Origin of the sequence: Microbacterium oxydans, from assembly GCF_006540085.1 — a bacterium.
Taxonomy (GTDB): Bacteria; Actinomycetota; Actinomycetes; order Actinomycetales; family Microbacteriaceae; genus Microbacterium; species Microbacterium oxydans.
This window is the reverse complement of record NZ_BJOG01000008.1, coordinates 460682-476758: the sequence shown is the minus strand read 5'-3', so window position 1 is coordinate 476758 and position 16077 is coordinate 460682. Positions and strand designations below refer to the sequence as shown.

Genomic DNA, 16077 nt, shown 5'->3' with positions numbered 1-16077 from the left:
TCTCAGAAGAGCATCGGCTGTGCGGGTGATGCCTCGGATCGCGCGCTGGGTGCGAATGCCACTCGAGGGCCCGACTGCACGTGACCCTGCCCCGGTCGAAGGCCTCGCCGGGGGTAGTCGTCCTCGTGGCGGCCGTCGAGTCCATGCATGCGGATGAGCGGACGAGTGCGTTTCGCGAGCCACTGTCTGTACCCCTTCGGCGCCTCGGCGGAGGCTCCCGGGTACAGGCCGCGGTACGACGAGACGAGGTCGGGGCGATTCGCGTCGAGCCACTGGAAGAACCACGGCTTCACGCCGGGTCGCAGGTGCAGGGCTCCGTAGATGACCGAGCGTGCACCGGCCTCTCTGATGCGCACGAGGGCGCTGTCGATCGCGGCGAGGGAGTCTGTCATATGGGGCATGATCGGCATGAGGAAGACGGTCACGGGGAAACCCGCATCCGCCAGTGCTCGCACGGTGTCGAGGCGGGCCTGCGTCGTCGGTGCCCCCGGCTCGATGGCCTTCTGCAGGTCGTCGTCGTACATCGCGATCGACATCTGCACATCGATCGGCACACGCTGCGCGGCCTTCACGAGTAGCGGGATGTTTCGACGGATCAGCGTTCCCTTCGTGAGGATGGAGATCGGGGTTCCCGATGCGGCGAGGGCCTGGATGATCCCCGGCATGAGCTTGTAGCGGCCCTCGGCGCGCTGGTACGGATCGGTGTTGGTCCCGAGGGCGACGGTCTCGTGCTCCCAGCTGCCCTTGCGCAGCTCGCGTTCGAGCACCTCGACGACATTCACCTTCACGACGATCTGCGAGTCGAAATCGGAGCCGCCGTCGAGGTCGAGGTACTCGTGCGTGCCGCGGGCGAAGCAGTAGACGCAGGCATGAGAGCATCCGCGGTACGGGTTGATAGTCCATGCGAACGGCATGCGCGAGGCGCCGGGGACATGGTTCAGTGCCGACTTCGACAGCACCTCGTGGAACGTCATGCCCGCGAACTCGGGCGTGGTCACCGAGCGCAGAACGCTGGATCGGTCTTCGAGGCCGGGGAGCGCGGACGCATCCGTCTCGCCGAGTTTCTGTCCTTGCCACCGCATTCGACCATTCGAACAGATGATCGATCATCATGCAAGCCGCTCTCACAACTATCTTCGAATGAGATGATGGACCAATGCCCTTTCTGCCGCACGCTCAGCATGCGGCGCCGCGGTCCCCGATCCGCGGACCCGCTCTCCCGATCGGCGTCGCCCTGACGGCGATCGGCATCCTCTGCTCGATCGGGTCCGGTCCGGTGCCGTCGTCCGACGCCGAGGTCATGCCCGTGCCGGTCGCGGTCATGCAGGTCCCGCCGGTCAAGGTCGCTGCGACCACGGCGGCCGACCCCTGTGCCGAGCCGTCGGTGCAGCAGGCCATCGCGAACGGCGACGATGCGGGCGCGATCGCGGGCTTCGGGGGAGGGGTGGCCTTTCGCGAAGCGGTGGTGGCGGGCAATGCCCCCTGCGTCTCGCTCAGCGACCCCGCACGCCTCTGGGTGGTGGTGAACAAGTCGCTGCCACTGAATCCCCCCGCCTACGAGCCGGCGGACCTCGCTCAGGTGCCGCTGCAGATGACGACGCCGTCCGGACGTGTGCGCTCCGATGTGGCCGCCGCCGTCGGCCGGATGGCGGATGCGGCAGCCGCGGCCGGCGTGGGACGCATCGGGGCGAACAACGGCTACCGCTCCTATGGTCTTCAGGTGACGACCTACGGCTCGCACGTGCGTTCGCAGGGGCAGGCGGAGGCGGATGCCGGCTCGGCTCGCCCCGGTCACAGCGAGCACCAGACGGGTCTCGCCCTCGATGTGGTGGCGTGCGGTGCGGGCTGCGGCGGACTCGACGGCTTCGGCGGCACCGCCCAGAGCGACTGGGTCGCCGCTCACGCCTGGGAGTACGGATTCATCGTGCGCTACGAGCAGGTCGGTACCCCGGTCACCGGATACGCCCCGGAGCCGTGGCACCTCCGCTATGTCGGGGTCGACCTGGCGGCGGCATACCACGAGGGCGGATTCCATACGCTGGAGGAGTTCTTCGGGCTCCCCGCTGCGCCCGATTACTCGCACTGAACCGGGTGGGAACTCCGTGGTTGCGGCATCCGACAACCGCGGAACCCAGTCTCACGTTTTATGGGATGCATTCTCACAACGTCCTGTCCCCGGCCTCCGCGGCGTCGTAGAATCACCGGAGCAATGATGCACGACACGTTCAGGAGGACGGCATGGAACGCGACATCTACGACGAGGATCACGAGGCTTTCCGGGACCTGGTCAAGGACTTCGTCAAGCGCCACGTGACAGGCGAAGCGATCGAGCGGTGGGATGCCGCGGGCGAGATCGACCGCGCGACCATGCTGGCGGCCGGCGAGGCCGGTCTGATCGGGCTCTCCGTCCCCGAGGAGTTCGGCGGCGCGGGGATGCTGCAGGACTACCGCTTCCGCACGATCGTCATGGAGGAGGTCATCGCCTCCGGTGCGGGCTCGCTGGCCGGTGCGTTCGGCATCCAGGACGACCTGGCCGTCCCCTACCTCGTGCACATGGGCACGCAGGAGCAGAAGGAGAAGTGGCTGCCCCGCATGGCCACCGGCGAGGTGCTCGGCGCCCTCGCGATGACCGACCCCGGCGCGGGCTCCGACCTGCGCGGGATCAAGACCAACGCCAAGAAGGTCGACGGCGGCTACATCCTCAACGGTGCGAAGACTTTCATCTCCTCCGGCACGACCGCCGACGTCGTGGTGACCTTCGTCAAGACCGGTGAGGGCAACCGCCCGGACGCGTTCAGCCTCCTGCTCGTCGAGAAGGGCATGGAGGGCTTCGACCAGGGGAAGAAGCTCAGCAAGATGGGCTTCCACGGCTGGGACACGGCCGAGCTCAGCTTCACGGACGTGTTCGTCCCCGACGAGAACCTCATCAGTGGCAAAGAGGGTCAGGGCTTCATCCAGCTGATGCTGAACCTGCCACTCGAGCGCCTCTCGATCGGCGTCGCCGCAGCTGCAGCCGCACAGGCCGCCCTCGACTGGACCATCGCCTACACGAAGGACCGCGAGGCGTTCGGTGAGCGCATCGCCGACTTCCAGAACACCCGCTTCCGCCTCGCCGACATGTCCGCGACCACCGATGCGATGTGGGCCTACATCGACCGCGCGCTCCGGGCCTACTCGGAGGGGAAGCTGTCCGCCGAGGATGCCGCGAAGGTGAAGTTCTGGGCGACCGAACGCGAGTGGGAGGTGCTCGACACGGGAGTGCAGCTGCACGGCGGCTACGGCTACATCATGGAGTACCCGATCGCCCGCGCGTTCACCGATGCCCGAGTGCACCGCATCTACGGCGGCACGAACGAGATCATGCGCGACCTCGTCGGGCGTCAGATCGCCGGCAAGCGCTGACGCGCCTCCCCTGAAGAGGCCCCGGATTTCGCATCCGGGGCCTCTTCTCGTCGTTGCCCTATCGCCGTCGAGGCGTGGACAGGGGTGCTGCGCCCGGTTGAATCGACTGCATGACGACGTCGCTCGCACGGATCCTGGATGAACACGTCGCGCGAGGCACGGCGCCGGGGATCATCGGCGTGCACGGTGAACCCGGTGGGTCGTTCGAGATCGTCGCGGCCGGAGACCTGCCGGCGGATGCGATCGTGCGCATCCAGTCGATGACCAAACCGATCCTCGCGGTCGCCGCACTGCGCCTCGTGCAGGCGGGGCGCCTCCTTCTCGACGATCCCGTCGAGAAGTGGGTGCCTGAGGTCGCCGATCGTCAGGTGCTGCGCGTGCCGGATGCTCCCCTCGACGACGTCGCGCCTGCGACGATGCCCATCACTCTGCGTCATCTGCTCACCAACACCTCGGGCTACGGCGTGCAGGTCGCGTCGTCGCCGCTCGCCGAGGCGATGATCAGGAATCGGACGGCCGCGGGGCAGGAGCCGGTCGCGATGGGCGCACAGGAGTGGCTGGACGCGCTGACCGCGCTCCCGCTCGCGTTCGAGCCCGGCACCGGATGGCGCTACCACCACTCCTTCGGCATCCTCGGGATCCTGCTCTCACGAGTGGTCGACGGGTCGCTGGAGGAGCACCTTCGGCGTGACCTCTTCGGACCGCTGGGAATGGTCGACACGGGTTTCACGGTTCCCGTCGACCAGGCGCATCGGCTGCCCGCGGCATACCGGCACCAGGAGGGCCAGCTGGTCGAGATCGAGCCGGCGGCCGCAGGGTTCTCCGTCGCGCCTGCGCCGTTCGATCTCAATCACTCGGAACTCGTGTCGACGGCCGCCGACTATGCCGTGTTCGCGGGGATGCTGGCCGCCGGCGGGCGCCATCGCGGGAGTGTCGTCCTCGACCCGGAGCTGCTCGCGCTGATGCGTTCGGACCAGGTGCCGGCCGCAGCGAAGACCGCGGACAGCTTCTTCCCGGGATTCTGGGAGGGCACGGGGTGGGGATTCGGCGTCGCGGTGCAGACCGAGGGTGAGCACGTCGGCCGGTTCGGCTGGTCGGGTGGGCATGGGACGGACTTCTGGATCGACCAGGACGGCTCGTTCCGCGTCGTCCTGAGCCAGGTCGAGATGGGACCCGAGGTCATGGGATTGTTCACCGACGTGCAGTGAGGCACTCCGGCGGCTCCTGTGTCCGGGTGGTCCGGGCGGGCCTGGCGGGCCTGGTGGGCCTGGCGGGCCTGGTGGGTCGGTCCGGGGAGGGTGGCTTTCGGGATACCGGTCTCACCGGCATGCGATCGAACAAATCTTCGAATCTCGGCGCGATCCGCGATAAAATGAAGCATGTCCAGATTGACCGCGTTGCACGAGGCGATGTCCCGCCTCGATGAGGCGTGGTCGGATGCCGACGACTCCGGAGACCTGTCTCGCGAACAGCTGATGGCGGTGAGCGAGTCGATCGGAGTGTTGCGGCGTCGGTTGGATGCCGTGCATGTCTCGGTGGCGGCGTGCATATCGCGTGAGTCGCGTCCAGAGCTCGGCGCGGAGAGCCTGGCGAAGCAGCAGGGCTACCGCAATCCGGCGACGCTGATCGCGGCTGCGACGGGAGTGTCGACGGGCGATGCCTCGCGCCTCGTCAAGGTGGGCGAAGCGACTGCACCCCGCAGTGACCTCCTGGGCGCCCCTCTGCCGGCGAAGTACCCGTCGGTGAGTGCGGCACTCGACTCGGGTGCGCTCGGCGCCCCGGCCGCCGCGGTGATCATCGCGCTCCTCGATCGCTGTCGGATCGCCGCGGGAGCGGAGCGTATCGCCGAAGGCGAGCGGGTGCTGGCGGAGAAAGCGGCGGGTTTGGCGCTCGACGATGTGCGCAAGCTCGTGGTCCGCGCGGAAGCATGGCTCGACCCGGACGGTCTGGAGCCCAGGGAGGATGAGCGGCGCAACAGACGTGCGCTTTCCCTGTTCGAGCGTGACGGCATGGTGCATCTGAACGCGGTGCTCGATGTCGAGACCGCGGCTCCGGTGGTCACCGCGATCCGGGGGTACGTGACCGCCGCGTTCGCCGCGCGAAAAGATGCGCCCGACGAGGGTGCGCCCGATGCGGACCGCCGGACGGTGCCGATGATCCAAGCTGATGCTCTGGCGGTGTTCTGTGCGCACGTGCTCGGGTGCGAGCAGCGGGTGCCGGTAGCGGGTGCGACGGTGATCGTGCGGATGAACCTCGACGATCTGGAAGCCGGCACGGGGTCGGCGACCCTGGATGGTGTCGATCATCCGGTCAGCGTCGGAGCTGCGCGCAGGATGGCGGCCGGTGGCGGTGTGATCCCGTGCGTTCTCGGTGGCGACAGCGAGATCCTCGAATGGGGTCGGCAGAAGCGGCTGTTCACCCGCGCACAACGGCTGGCGCTGGTGGAGCGCGACGGGGGATGCGCGATGTGCGGATTGCCGCCCGAGATGACGAAGGCCCATCACATCCGCTGGTGGAAACGAGATCACGGGCCGACCGACCTCTCCAACGGGGTACTGCTGTGCGAAACGTGTCACCACCGCATCCACGACAACGGGTGGGAGATCCGTATCGACGATGCCGGGAGTATGAGTAGGAGTGGGGGCGGGAGTAGGAGGGGGACTGGGAGCGGGGGCGCGGGTGTGGTTCATTCCGCCGCGATACGTCGATCCTGCGCAGACCCCGAGGCTCGGCGGTCGCGCACGCCTCGACGTCGCTGCGTGAGGATGTCGGTCTCTGGTGGGCTGGTCTCTGGTGAGGCTGGTCTCTGGTGAGGCTGGTCTCTGGTGACGGTCGTCTGGTGGGGGGTCTCGGGTGAGGACACCGCCCGACGGTGCGATGTGCTCCGTCTTACGGCACCGGTCGACCCCGCCTGAGGAGTGTGATGAGGGCGGCTGTGCTCTTGAGGCTCAGCGGCGCCCGTTGACAGCTGGCCTGCCCGCTCCGGCGCTGCCTACTCTTGCCCTACCCACTCCTGCCCTACCCACTCCTGCCCTGCCCACTCCTGCCCTGCGCAGACGGTCGGCGATCAGGATGCCGAGGGCGGTGCCGCCGACGCAGCTGGCGATCGTCACGGCGAAGAAGGCGACCTGGGCGAAGAGAGACATGGATCCGAGATCGAACCAGGCCCACGCCGAGATCGGGTAGACGACGCCCACGACGACGGCGCCGACGTAGTGCATCCACGTTCCCCAGTAGCGCCAGAGCACGAACAGGAACGGCAGCTCCGTGAACGCCGCCCACCAGAGATTCGTCAGCACGCTGCTGAAACCGTACCCGGAGAACGGGACCATCACGAGGCCGGCGATCAGCGCGACGAGGAGTCCGACCAGCGGCTTCCGCAGCAGCCTCAGCGCGATCACGGACGGTAACAGCCACAGGCCGGCGAGGGCCATGCCGACGAAGGGCAGCGGCCCGGTCAGCAGCGTCGAGAACCAGTTCATCGGCGCGAGCAGCACCGCCCCGGCGACGCCGAGCGCGGCACAGGTCAGCAGGATGGCGGTGGGGAAGCGGAATCGTCCACCGGCGACTGACGCGCGATGTCCGGCTGCTGCTGCGGGAGCATCTCCCACTGATCCCCTGGAGGCGAGGCCATCGGCTGCATCCGTTCCGCTCACGCGAGGGGCTCCGCTGCAGCGTCGCGCGCGGCCTTCGAGGCGGGGGATGAGGCGCCGATCTTCCAGTAGCCGCAGAAGCTCACGGCATTCTTGTCGACCCCGCGCGTGCCCACGAGATGCTTGCGCGCCCCTGAGGCGAGTGCCTGCTCGCCCGCCGCATATGCGTGGAACGGCGCATCCGGCAGGGCAGCGCGTGCCAGCGTCTCCAGGGCGAGCGCCCCGGGAGCGATGCCATGCGGCCGCACGATCCACACGACCTCGACGCCCGAGGGATGCGTGAACGCGAGAGCGTCGTCGTCGCTCGGCACCTCCACGATCGCGGTGCCCGTCGCAGTGGCCGGCAGCGAGGCGCAGATGGAGGAGATCGCGGGCAGGGCGGTCTCGTCGCCGACCAGCACGACCCGCTCCACCCCGCGCTGCGGGTTGAACGTGAGGCCTTCGTCGATGATCAGCACGTGCTCGCCAGGCTCGCAGGTCTCCGCCCATCGCGACGCGGGGCCGGCGGTGCCGTCCGCGGCCGAGCCGTGCAGCACGAAGTCCACGTCGATCTCGGCGCCGGCGTCCGCGGTCGCCGGACGGTACGCGCGCACGCTGTAGTTGCGCATCACCGGACGCTCACCGTCGGGGATGCGCAGGAACTTCAGGTACCCGAACACCTTGTTCGCCTTCGCCGGCACCCGGTCGAGCCCGGCATCCCCTCCGATCGGCAGGAACAATCGGAACCACTGGTCGAACCCCATCGGCCGGAACCCCTCGATGTCACCACCGCCGAGCGTCACCCGGATCCAGTGCGCCGAGAGATGCTCCGTGCGCAGCACCGTCAGGTGGAGGAGTTCGGACGACTCGGGCTTGACCATCTTGCTGAACGCCATCAGGACGCCTTTCAGGGAAGCTGCCAGGGGAAGAAGACGACGAAGATGGCTGCAGAGGCCAGCAGGGTCGCGACCGTGAAGACGGTGTCTCGCGTCCGGAACGGGACCAGGTACCGCTCGGTGCGCGTCGGATGTGCACCGAACGCCCGCGAGTCCATCGCCAACGCGACGCGCTCGGCGTGGCGGATCGCGCCGGCGAGCAGCGGCACGATGTACCCCCACCCCCGGGCGATGCGCGCGAACGGACCGCGACCGCCGTGATACCCGCGCACCCGATGGGCCGCCCTGATCACGGAGAGCTCATGCCCGAACCGCGGCACGAAACGGAAGGCCGCCAAGGCCGTGTAGCCGATCCGATACGGTACCCGCAGCTGCTGCACGCTGGCCCGCACCAGGTCGGGCCCGCTGGTGGTGAGCCCGCCGACGAGTGCGAGAGCGACGATCGAGCCGAGCCGCAGCGCGGTCGCGAAGCCGAGGAGCAGGGCCCCGCTGTAGAGCGTCCAGTCCCCGATGCGCACGACCGGAATGGAGTCGTGGACCAGTCCGGTGTCGACCCACAGGGAGAAGCCGATGCCGATCAGGAGCATCCCGGCGGGGAGAGCGAGCAGCAGCAGGGCGAGGAGCCGCACGGTGAGACGCGCGCCGACCAGGATCAGCGCATAGGCGAGCACCAGGAACGCGGCGGGGGTCGCCAGATCCCGTACGAAGACGAGCAGCACCATCGCTGGTGCGAAGCCGGCGACTTTCGCGAGCGGATTCAGTGCGTAGAGGAACTGCCGGCGCGACGTCGCCGTCATGCGTGCATAGGGGTCGAACGTCGTCGCGGTCATGAGCTCACCCCGAGGCCGGCGGACGCCAGCACGCGTTGCAGGGCCGGCAGCTGCAGCCCTGCATCCGTGAACAGCAGTTCGTCCTGCAGGAGCGCGGCGGTGGGGGCGGTCGCCCGCACCCGACCCTCGGCGAGGAGCACGACGTGGCTGGCGTGCTCGGCCACCAACTGCAGGTCGTGCGTGACGATCAGGATGGTCGTCCCGTCCGCGCGCAGCTCCTGCAGCAGATCGAGCAGCTCGGCGGCTCTCGCACGGTCCTGTCCGAAGGTCGGCTCATCGAGCGCCAGCACACGGGGCCGGGTGATCAGCGCCGTGCCCACCGACAGGCGCCGCTTCTCACCGCCCGAGAGCAGGAACGGATGCACGTCCGTCTTGTGCTCGAGTCCGAAGCGCGTGAGCATCTCGTCGACTCTCGCCGTGATCTCGGCGTCGGGCACATGGCGCAGCCGCAGCCCATGGGCGAGCTCGTCGAACACCGTCGGGGCGATGAACTGGTGCTCGGGATTCTGGAACACGAACCCGATCCGTGCGGCGAGGTCGCGGGGAGACGCGGTCCCCGGGTCGATGCCGTCGACCGACACCTGTCCACGCGGTGGCGGTACGACGCCCGCGAGTGCCTGGATCAGCGTGGTCTTGCCCGCCCCGTTCGCACCCACGATGGCCGTGAGACTGCCGGGGGCGAGGTCGAGGTCGACACTGTGGAGGATCTCGGCACGACGTCGGCGCACCGTCAGCCCTCGCGCGCGGATGATCGGCTCGACCCGTGTCGTGGCGTCGCTCTTCGTCGTCGAGGGGGACGACGTCGTACGGCTCGGTGACGTCGTATGGCTCGATGGCAGGGACGAGACCGGCTGACCTTCGAGTGCGACGGCGAGTTCCTGGGGAGACAGCGGCAGCGGATCGAGCGTGAACCCCTGACCCCGGAGTCGGAGCGCCGTCAGGGTGGCGGCCGGAAGCCACACGCCCATCCGGACCAGCTCGTCGGCGTTCTCGCGGATGATCTCGGCCGCCGGTCCGTCGAAAGCCACCCGACCCTCGCGGTCGAGCACGATCGTCCGCGTGACGAACGACATAGCCGCATCGAGGTTGTGCTCCACGAGCAGGATGGCGCGGTCACCCGCAGCGACCACCTCAGCGAGCGCGGCGTACACGTCGTCGATGCCCTGGGCATCGAGGTTCGCGGTCGGTTCGTCGAGCACGATGAGGGGTGAGCCCATCGCGAGGGCACCGGCGATCGCGAGTCGCTGCCGTCCGCCGCCGGAGAGGTGGTCGGGGTTCACCGTGCGCCGTTCCCAGAGCCCGACGCGGCGCAGTGCCTCCTCGACGCGACTCTCCACCACGTCGAGCGGCAGTCGCAGGTTCTCGAGGCCGAACGCGACCTCGTCGTACACACTGCCGGTGACGATCTGCGCATCGGGGTCTTGGAACACCATCGCCACGCGGGTGCTCAGAGTCGCGGTCGGGGCGCTCGCCGTGTCGATGCCGCCGGCCTCTACCGTGCCGATCATGGCTGTGGGGAGGGCGTGCGGGATGAGCCCGTTGAGGGCGAGGGTGAGCGTCGACTTGCCCGAACCGGAGGGCCCGAGCAGGAGCACGACCTCTCCTGCATCGATGTCGAAGGTCACATCACGCGGAGAGGGGTGCGCCGCATCGGCGTGGGTGAGGGAGAGGTCACGCACGCTCAGCAGGGGCGCGGATGGGCGCACGGCGGAGTCCCGGGTCGGCGGATCGTACCCTTCTAACTTAGCTGAGCCTTACCTGATTATCCACGCGCACAGAAGCCCTCCGGCGGATGACATCGATCATCCGGTGGACGGACGTGGAGCGGCCGAAGAACCGGCATCGTCGTAGAGGCGCCGACCGGGCGCCGCAGGAACGAGGGAGCACCGTGCCACAAGACACGAACACGCACACGATCGCCCGACCGCACCGTACGGCGCGGAGGGAGCAGCCGACGCCTCCACCCGAGTCGGATGCGGCACGTCGTCGCGGCGAGCTCGGCCGGATGGTCGGCATCGACTTCGCGCGCTTCCTGGCGATCATCGGCATGTTCTGCGCCCACCTGCTCCCGCCGGCCGGCCTGCCAGGCCACGTCGAAGGGGTGTCGACCATCGTCGACGGGAACGCCTCGACCCTGTTCGCCGTCGTCGGCGGGATCAGCGTCGTGCTCGCCACCCGCTCCTACCTGGAACGCGGCCACGTCGCCGCCGCACGGTGGGCGATGGCTGTGCGGGGTGTGCTCGTCATCCTCATCGGGGCGACGCTCGCCCTGGCGCCGGGAAGCATCGTGGTCGTCCTCGTCTACTTCGGTGTCGCCATGCTGTGCAGCATCCCGTTCCTCAGGGTGAGTCCGCGCTGGTTGCTCGTCTCCGCGGCGATCCTCGCGATCGCGGGGCCGATCCTCAACGCCTTCCTGCGACAGGCCCTGGGGGTCATCGGGGAGGGCGGCGGAGTGTCCTGGCCGCAGTGGGGGGAGCCGGCGGTGGCGCTGCGCGCGATCTTCGTCACCGGCACCTATCCCGTCGTGACCTGGATCGTCTACGTTCTCGTCGGGATGGCCGTCGCCACACTGCTGATCGCCGCTCGGCGCAACGGGACGGAGAAGCGATTCCTCGCGTGGACGGCCGGCATCGGCGCCTTCCTCGCCGTGTTCGCCGTGTCGACCAGCGCCCTCGTCTACGAGTTCTTCGGGCGCGCGGTCCTCGTCGCGACCCTGCCGCCCGAGGCGGCTGCCGCCACCGAGAGCATCATCGGCACGCCGGGCTTCGGCGCTCCACTCTCTCCGCAGTGGTGGGCGCTCGTGCTGCAGACGCCGCACACGGGGACGACCCTCGACATTCTGCGCGGGGTCGGCATCGCGCTCTTCGTCATCGCGAGCATGCTGTTCCTCGCCGGAGTCCTCCCCAAGTCCGCGCTTCGCGTGCTCGAGCCCGTCAGGGCGGCGGGGGCCGCTCCGCTCACGGTCTACACGGTGCACGTGCTCGCCGCGGCGGCCACCTCGTTCGTGCTGCTCTCCGGTGCGGTCGACGCGTCGACGGATCTCCCGTGGTGGTACCTGGGGCCGGCGATCCTCGGTGTCCACATCCTTGGCGCGATCGTCATCGGCGCGATCCTGGCGGCGCTGAAGCGTCGCGGTCCACTCGAGGCGCTCGTGAGCTCGGTCTCGGGCGCCGTCGCGCGGCGGCTGGGCGGAGTGCCTAGCGGCGGGCGACGCCGGCGCGGCTGAGTGCCGAGCCGATCGCGAGGCCGATGGCTGTCCACGCGATCGGCCCGAGCACCGAGATCGCGAGGTAGAGGATCTGCGCCCACAGCGGCATCACCGAGAGGTGGGCGGCGAAGAACACCACGACCGCCACGAAGACGCCGATGATCGCCGCCGAGAGGAAGAAGCGCCACGGGCCCCAGGAGCGGTAGCGGGTGAGGGCGGCCACCCCCTCCTGGATCAGGCCGAACAGCAGAGCGGTGCCGATGAACCGCAGCGCCCAGGCCGGGTTGAAGGCGCTCGCGATCAGAGCGGCGAACACATGGGTGATCAGCGCGACGAGCGGGAGGCGCAGCACCTCCTGCGCGATGATGCCCGGCAGCACGTGCGAGCCGAGGACCAGGCCGTAGAGGAACAGCAGGGGGCTCGCCAGCAGCACCGGAGTCACCCACCCGGCTATACCGGCGAGGATGCCCGTGGCGACCCCGATGGCCGCGCATACGAGCAGGACGCGGGTCGTCAGGACAGAGGTGCGGGCCACCTCTCCAGCTTACTGTCGACGTATCGCGAGGGCGGCCGTGGATAACCCTGGCCGATCGGCGAATGCCGGGTGACCGATCGGCCAGACTTCCTGAGAATCGCCAGGGTCGGGCATATGTTGGCCGCGGTGCAGCAAGAGGGCCGCACCGTGATCATCGGGAGCACCACATGGGTCGAACACCCCTCCGGATGGCGGCAGCCACCACCCTGGCCACGCTGTTCATCGCATCGACGGCAACCGCGGGCTACGCGACGGAGGAGGTGACGCACCCCGTCCCCGTCGCAGGCACACCAGGGCACTACATCGTGGTGATGAAGTCGGATCCGCTCGCCACCTACGAGGGCGACGTCAAGGGTCTGAAGGCCACCAAGCCCGCCGAAGGCGACCAGCTCGAGACGCAGTCGCAGGATTCGCAGCGCTACGTCGAACATCTCCAGACCGAGCAGGAAGACCTCGTCAGCGACATCGGGGTCACGCCGGACACCACCTATCAGGTCGTCCTCAACGGCTTCAGCGCCGACCTCAGCGGCGAGCAGGTCGATGCGCTCCGCGCCTCGAAGGACGTCCTCGGCGTCTACCCGGATGAGATCCGTCACCCCGACGCGCAGAGCTCGACCGACTACCTCGGCCTCGGCGACGACCGCAAGGGCAAGGGCGGAGTGTGGCAGCAGACCGGAGGGGTCGCGACCGCCGGAGAGGGCGTCGTCGTCGGTGTGATCGACACCGGCATCGCCCCCGAGCACCCCTCCTTCGAGGGGAAGAAGATCAAGAAGCAGAAGAAGCAGCACAACCGCAACAAGGGCGGGCAGCCTTACACCGACGGCACCTACGTCTACTTCGACAAGTCCGACGGCGGGCAGTTCCAGGCCGCGATGGTCGAGGGTCAGGACTGGGACACCAGCGACTACTCCTCGAAGCTCATCGGCGGACAGTACTTCTACGCCGGGGCCGAGGCCGCCGGCTTCGACTTCCAGTACGACTACCTCTCGCCGCGTGACGGCGACGGCCACGGCTCGCACACCGCGAGCACGGCGGCGGGCAACTTCAAGGTCAAGGCCAGCATCGAGAACGTCGATTTCGGCACGATCTCGGGTGTCGCCCCGGCCGCGAAGATCTCGGCGTACAAGGCCTGCTACGTCGGCCCCGACACGACGGTCACCACCGACGACATCTGCGCGCAGAGCGACCTGATCGCCGCGATCGACCAGGCCGTCGCCGACGGCGTCGACGTGATCAACTACTCCATCGGCGGCGGAGCTGCGAGCACCGTGATGGCCCCGGAGGACCTCGCGTTCTTCAACGCCGCAGCAGCAGGCGTCTTCGTGGCGACGAGCGCCGGCAACGACGGACCTGACCCGGTCACGGCAGACCACGCCTCGCCCTGGTACACCACGGTGGCCGCATCGACCATCCCGACCTGGGAGGGCACCGTGCAGTTCGACGGGTTCGCGCAGGCCGGAGCCTCGGTGAGCGTGCCGTTCGGTCAGAAGGTCACCGGCCCGTCGATCGCCGCAGTCGACGCCGCGGCGGCGGGCGCCGTCACCCCGCAGCTCTGCCTGCCCGGCACCCTCGATCCTGCCAAGGTCGCCGGACACATCGTGGTCTGCGACCGTGGCGGCAACGCCCGCGCCGAGAAGTCGCAGGTCGTGAAGGACGCCGGCGGCATGGGCATGGTGCTCGTGAACGTGCCCGGCGGCGCCGACTCGCTCGACAACGACTTCCACGCGGTGCCGACCGTGCACCTGAACGCCGTGCACCGCGCGGCCGTGCTCGCGTATGTGCAGGGCGGCGTGGATCGTCCCATCACCCTTGTGGGTGAGAACACCACCGGCGTCGTCACCCCGACCCCGCAGATCGCGGGCTTCTCGAGCCGCGGGCCCATGCTGGCCGACGGCAGCGACGTGATGAAGCCGGATGTCGCGGCTCCCGGTGTCGCGATCCTCGCGGCGACCGAGAACGCTCCGGGGGAGAAGCCGACGTTCGGCATCCTCTCCGGCACGTCGATGGCCTCCCCGCACGTGGCCGGCCTCGCCGCGCTCTACCTCGGCGAGCACCCCAAGGCGACGCCAGCGGAGATCAAGTCGGCGATGATGACCACCGCCTACGACACCGTGCTGCCCGACGGATCGAAGAACACGAATCCGTTCGAGCAGGGTGCAGGCCAGGTCGACCCGAAGCGCTACCTGAACCCGGGTCTGCTCTACCTCAACGGTGTGAAGGACTGGGCGGCGTTCCTCGACGGGAAGGGACTGTCGGACTTCCCCGGCATCGACCCCATCGACGGCAGCGATCTGAACCAGGCGTCGATCTCGATCGGCTCCCTGACCAGCGCACAGACCGTCACCCGCACGGTGACCTCGACCGAGAAGGGCACCTTCACGGCCAAGGCCTCGGTGCCCGGAGTGAACGTCAAGGTCACGCCGCAGCAGTTGAAGTTCGACCGTCCGGGCCAGACCAAGACGTTCACGGTGACCTTCGACAACGCCACGGCTCCGGTGGAGCAGTGGGCCACCGGTTCGCTCACCTGGACGAGTGCGAAGAACTCGGTGCGCTCGCCGATCGCGCTGTTCCCGGTCACGGCCGATGCGCCGGCCGAGGTCACGGGCAGTGGCGTCGACGGCAGCACCGCTGTCGAGATCACCCCCGGTCTCACCGGTGACCTCGCGCTCGGACTCTCGGGTCTGACGCCGTTCGAACTGCTCGCCGACGCGGACAACCCCGTCGAGGGGCACTCGGGTGACGAGAAGTCGGGCGACGCCAACAAGGACGTCTCGTGGATCGTGAACGTACCCGAGGGCACGACCCTCTCGCGGTTCGACCTCGATTCGTCGGACGACAAGGGCAGCGACCTCGACCTCACCGTGTACCGGGTGGTGAGCCCGGACGACCTGCAGTACTACGAGCGCTGGCGTTCGGCCACCGGCTCGGCGGACGAACAGGTCACGATCCCGTCGCCGAAGGCCGGAACCTACCTGGTGGTGGCGAACATCTACTCGACGACGGGCCCGATGACGTGGGACATGACCTACGCCAACGTGCTGGCCGACGGCGAGGGTGACCTCACGGCAACGCCGAACCCGCTCGCCGCGGTGCGCGGCAAGAAGACGTCGTACAACCTCGGCTGGACCGGCCTGACCGCCGGCACCCGCTACCTCGGGGTCGTGCAGTACGGCGAATCCGACGTGCGCACCGTCCTGACGGTCGACGTGCTGGCGGCGAAGGCTCCGGAGACTCCGGCGCCCGAGACGAAGGCACCGGAGACCCCGGCACCGGAGACGAAGGCACCGGAGACCCCGGCACCGGAGACCCCGGCACCCGAGGCATCACCGACGGGCGCGCCTCCGACGAGTGCGCCGGAGACGGCGAAGCCGGAGTAGCCCCTCCACACACACACGACGCCCCGCGGTCTCCCTTCCGCGGGGCGTCGTGTGCGTGGCGCTCGGAAACAGGCGATCCCGCGGAGACAGGCCGATTCGCGAGGCAGCCGCCTGATGTGGCGGGAGGGCCTGATGCGGCGGGGCGAACGGACATCCCCGGTATCCGTTCATCGCGCCATCCGCGCCGCTCGTCGCAG

At 68.9% G+C, this 16077-nt stretch carries 12 protein-coding genes; 6 read left to right on the top strand and 6 right to left on the bottom strand.

The window, feature by feature from the left end:
• Positions 1–2: 2 nt before the first annotated feature.
• Positions 3–1082, bottom strand: a complete 1080-nt coding sequence (locus tag MOX01_RS16580; protein WP_141370593.1) for an Rv2578c family radical SAM protein — start codon at positions 1080–1082, stop codon at positions 3–5.
• Between the two features lie 74 nt (positions 1083–1156).
• Here MOX01_RS16580 and MOX01_RS16575 point away from each other — a divergent pair, with 74 nt between their 5' ends.
• The 4 genes from MOX01_RS16575 (at position 1157) to MOX01_RS16560 (ending at position 6215) form a co-directional block, all read left to right on the top strand.
• Positions 1157–2086: a M15 family metallopeptidase gene (locus MOX01_RS16575; protein WP_141370591.1), complete on the top strand. Its 930-nt coding sequence runs from the start codon at positions 1157–1159 to the stop codon at positions 2084–2086.
• A 152-nt stretch (positions 2087–2238) separates the two neighbouring features.
• Positions 2239–3402 (top strand): acyl-CoA dehydrogenase family protein, encoded by a 1164-nt coding sequence (locus MOX01_RS16570; RefSeq protein ID WP_046746493.1) that lies wholly within the window; start codon positions 2239–2241, stop codon positions 3400–3402.
• A 110-nt stretch (positions 3403–3512) separates the two neighbouring features.
• A complete protein-coding gene (locus MOX01_RS16565; protein WP_141370589.1) occupies positions 3513–4610 on the top strand; it encodes a serine hydrolase domain-containing protein in 1098 nt (365 codons plus the stop codon).
• Positions 4611–4781: 171 nt separating this feature from the next.
• Entirely contained in the window at positions 4782–6215 is a 1434-nt protein-coding gene (locus tag MOX01_RS16560; protein WP_230977973.1) for an HNH endonuclease signature motif containing protein, read from the top strand.
• Positions 6216–6350: 135 nt separating this feature from the next.
• Here the strand turns inward: MOX01_RS16560 and MOX01_RS16555 are convergent, their stop codons facing one another.
• The 4 genes from MOX01_RS16555 to MOX01_RS16540 are packed head-to-tail and all read right to left on the bottom strand — an operon-like array spanning position 6351 to position 10466.
• Positions 6351–7058 (bottom strand): ECF transporter S component, encoded by a 708-nt coding sequence (locus MOX01_RS16555; RefSeq protein WP_230977972.1) that lies wholly within the window; start codon positions 7056–7058, stop codon positions 6351–6353.
• Complete coding sequence (locus MOX01_RS16550) at positions 7055–7930, bottom strand: siderophore-interacting protein (protein WP_141370587.1); 876 nt, start codon at positions 7928–7930, stop codon at positions 7055–7057. The genes MOX01_RS16555 and MOX01_RS16550 overlap by 4 nt, the downstream gene beginning before the upstream one ends.
• 11 nt (positions 7931–7941) lie before the next feature.
• Entirely contained in the window at positions 7942–8760 is an 819-nt protein-coding gene (locus MOX01_RS16545; RefSeq protein ID WP_141370585.1) for an energy-coupling factor transporter transmembrane component T, read from the bottom strand.
• The gene (locus tag MOX01_RS16540) at positions 8757–10466 is read right to left on the bottom strand and encodes an ABC transporter ATP-binding protein (RefSeq protein WP_141370583.1); all 1710 of its coding nucleotides are present in this window, start codon (positions 10464–10466) and stop codon (positions 8757–8759) included. The genes MOX01_RS16545 and MOX01_RS16540 overlap by 4 nt, the downstream gene beginning before the upstream one ends.
• Before the next feature lie 182 nt (positions 10467–10648).
• On the opposite strand from MOX01_RS16540, the gene MOX01_RS16535 reads away from it, so the two are divergent.
• Positions 10649–11986, top strand: a complete 1338-nt coding sequence (locus MOX01_RS16535; protein ID WP_082682648.1) for a heparan-alpha-glucosaminide N-acetyltransferase domain-containing protein — start codon at positions 10649–10651, stop codon at positions 11984–11986.
• Here the strand turns inward: MOX01_RS16535 and MOX01_RS16530 are convergent.
• Positions 11958–12503: an ECF transporter S component gene (locus tag MOX01_RS16530; protein ID WP_045264328.1), complete on the bottom strand. Its 546-nt coding sequence runs from the start codon at positions 12501–12503 to the stop codon at positions 11958–11960. The genes MOX01_RS16535 and MOX01_RS16530 overlap by 29 nt on opposite strands.
• A gap of 167 nt (positions 12504–12670) precedes the next feature.
• On the opposite strand from MOX01_RS16530, the gene MOX01_RS16525 reads away from it, so the two are divergent.
• Entirely contained in the window at positions 12671–15880 is a 3210-nt protein-coding gene (locus tag MOX01_RS16525; RefSeq protein ID WP_170224293.1) for a S8 family serine peptidase, read from the top strand.
• Positions 15881–16077: the final 197 nt, after the last annotated feature.

Excerpts from the sequence above, each read along its gene's own strand:
- MOX01_RS16545 (WP_141370585.1), bottom strand. The coding sequence starts at position 8,760 with ATGACCGCGACGACGTTCGACCCCTATGCACGCATGACGGCGACGTCG.
- MOX01_RS16570 (WP_046746493.1), top strand. The coding sequence starts at position 2,239 with ATGGAACGCGACATCTACGACGAGGATCACGAGGCTTTCCGGGACCTG.
- MOX01_RS16565 (WP_141370589.1), top strand. The coding sequence starts at position 3,513 with ATGACGACGTCGCTCGCACGGATCCTGGATGAACACGTCGCGCGAGGC.
- MOX01_RS16560 (WP_230977973.1), top strand. The coding sequence starts at position 4,782 with ATGTCCAGATTGACCGCGTTGCACGAGGCGATGTCCCGCCTCGATGAG.
- MOX01_RS16575 (WP_141370591.1), top strand. The coding sequence starts at position 1,157 with ATGCCCTTTCTGCCGCACGCTCAGCATGCGGCGCCGCGGTCCCCGATC.
- MOX01_RS16525 (WP_170224293.1), top strand. The coding sequence starts at position 12,671 with ATGGGTCGAACACCCCTCCGGATGGCGGCAGCCACCACCCTGGCCACG.
- MOX01_RS16580 (WP_141370593.1), bottom strand. The coding sequence starts at position 1,082 with ATGCGGTGGCAAGGACAGAAACTCGGCGAGACGGATGCGTCCGCGCTC.
- MOX01_RS16550 (WP_141370587.1), bottom strand. The coding sequence starts at position 7,930 with ATGGCGTTCAGCAAGATGGTCAAGCCCGAGTCGTCCGAACTCCTCCAC.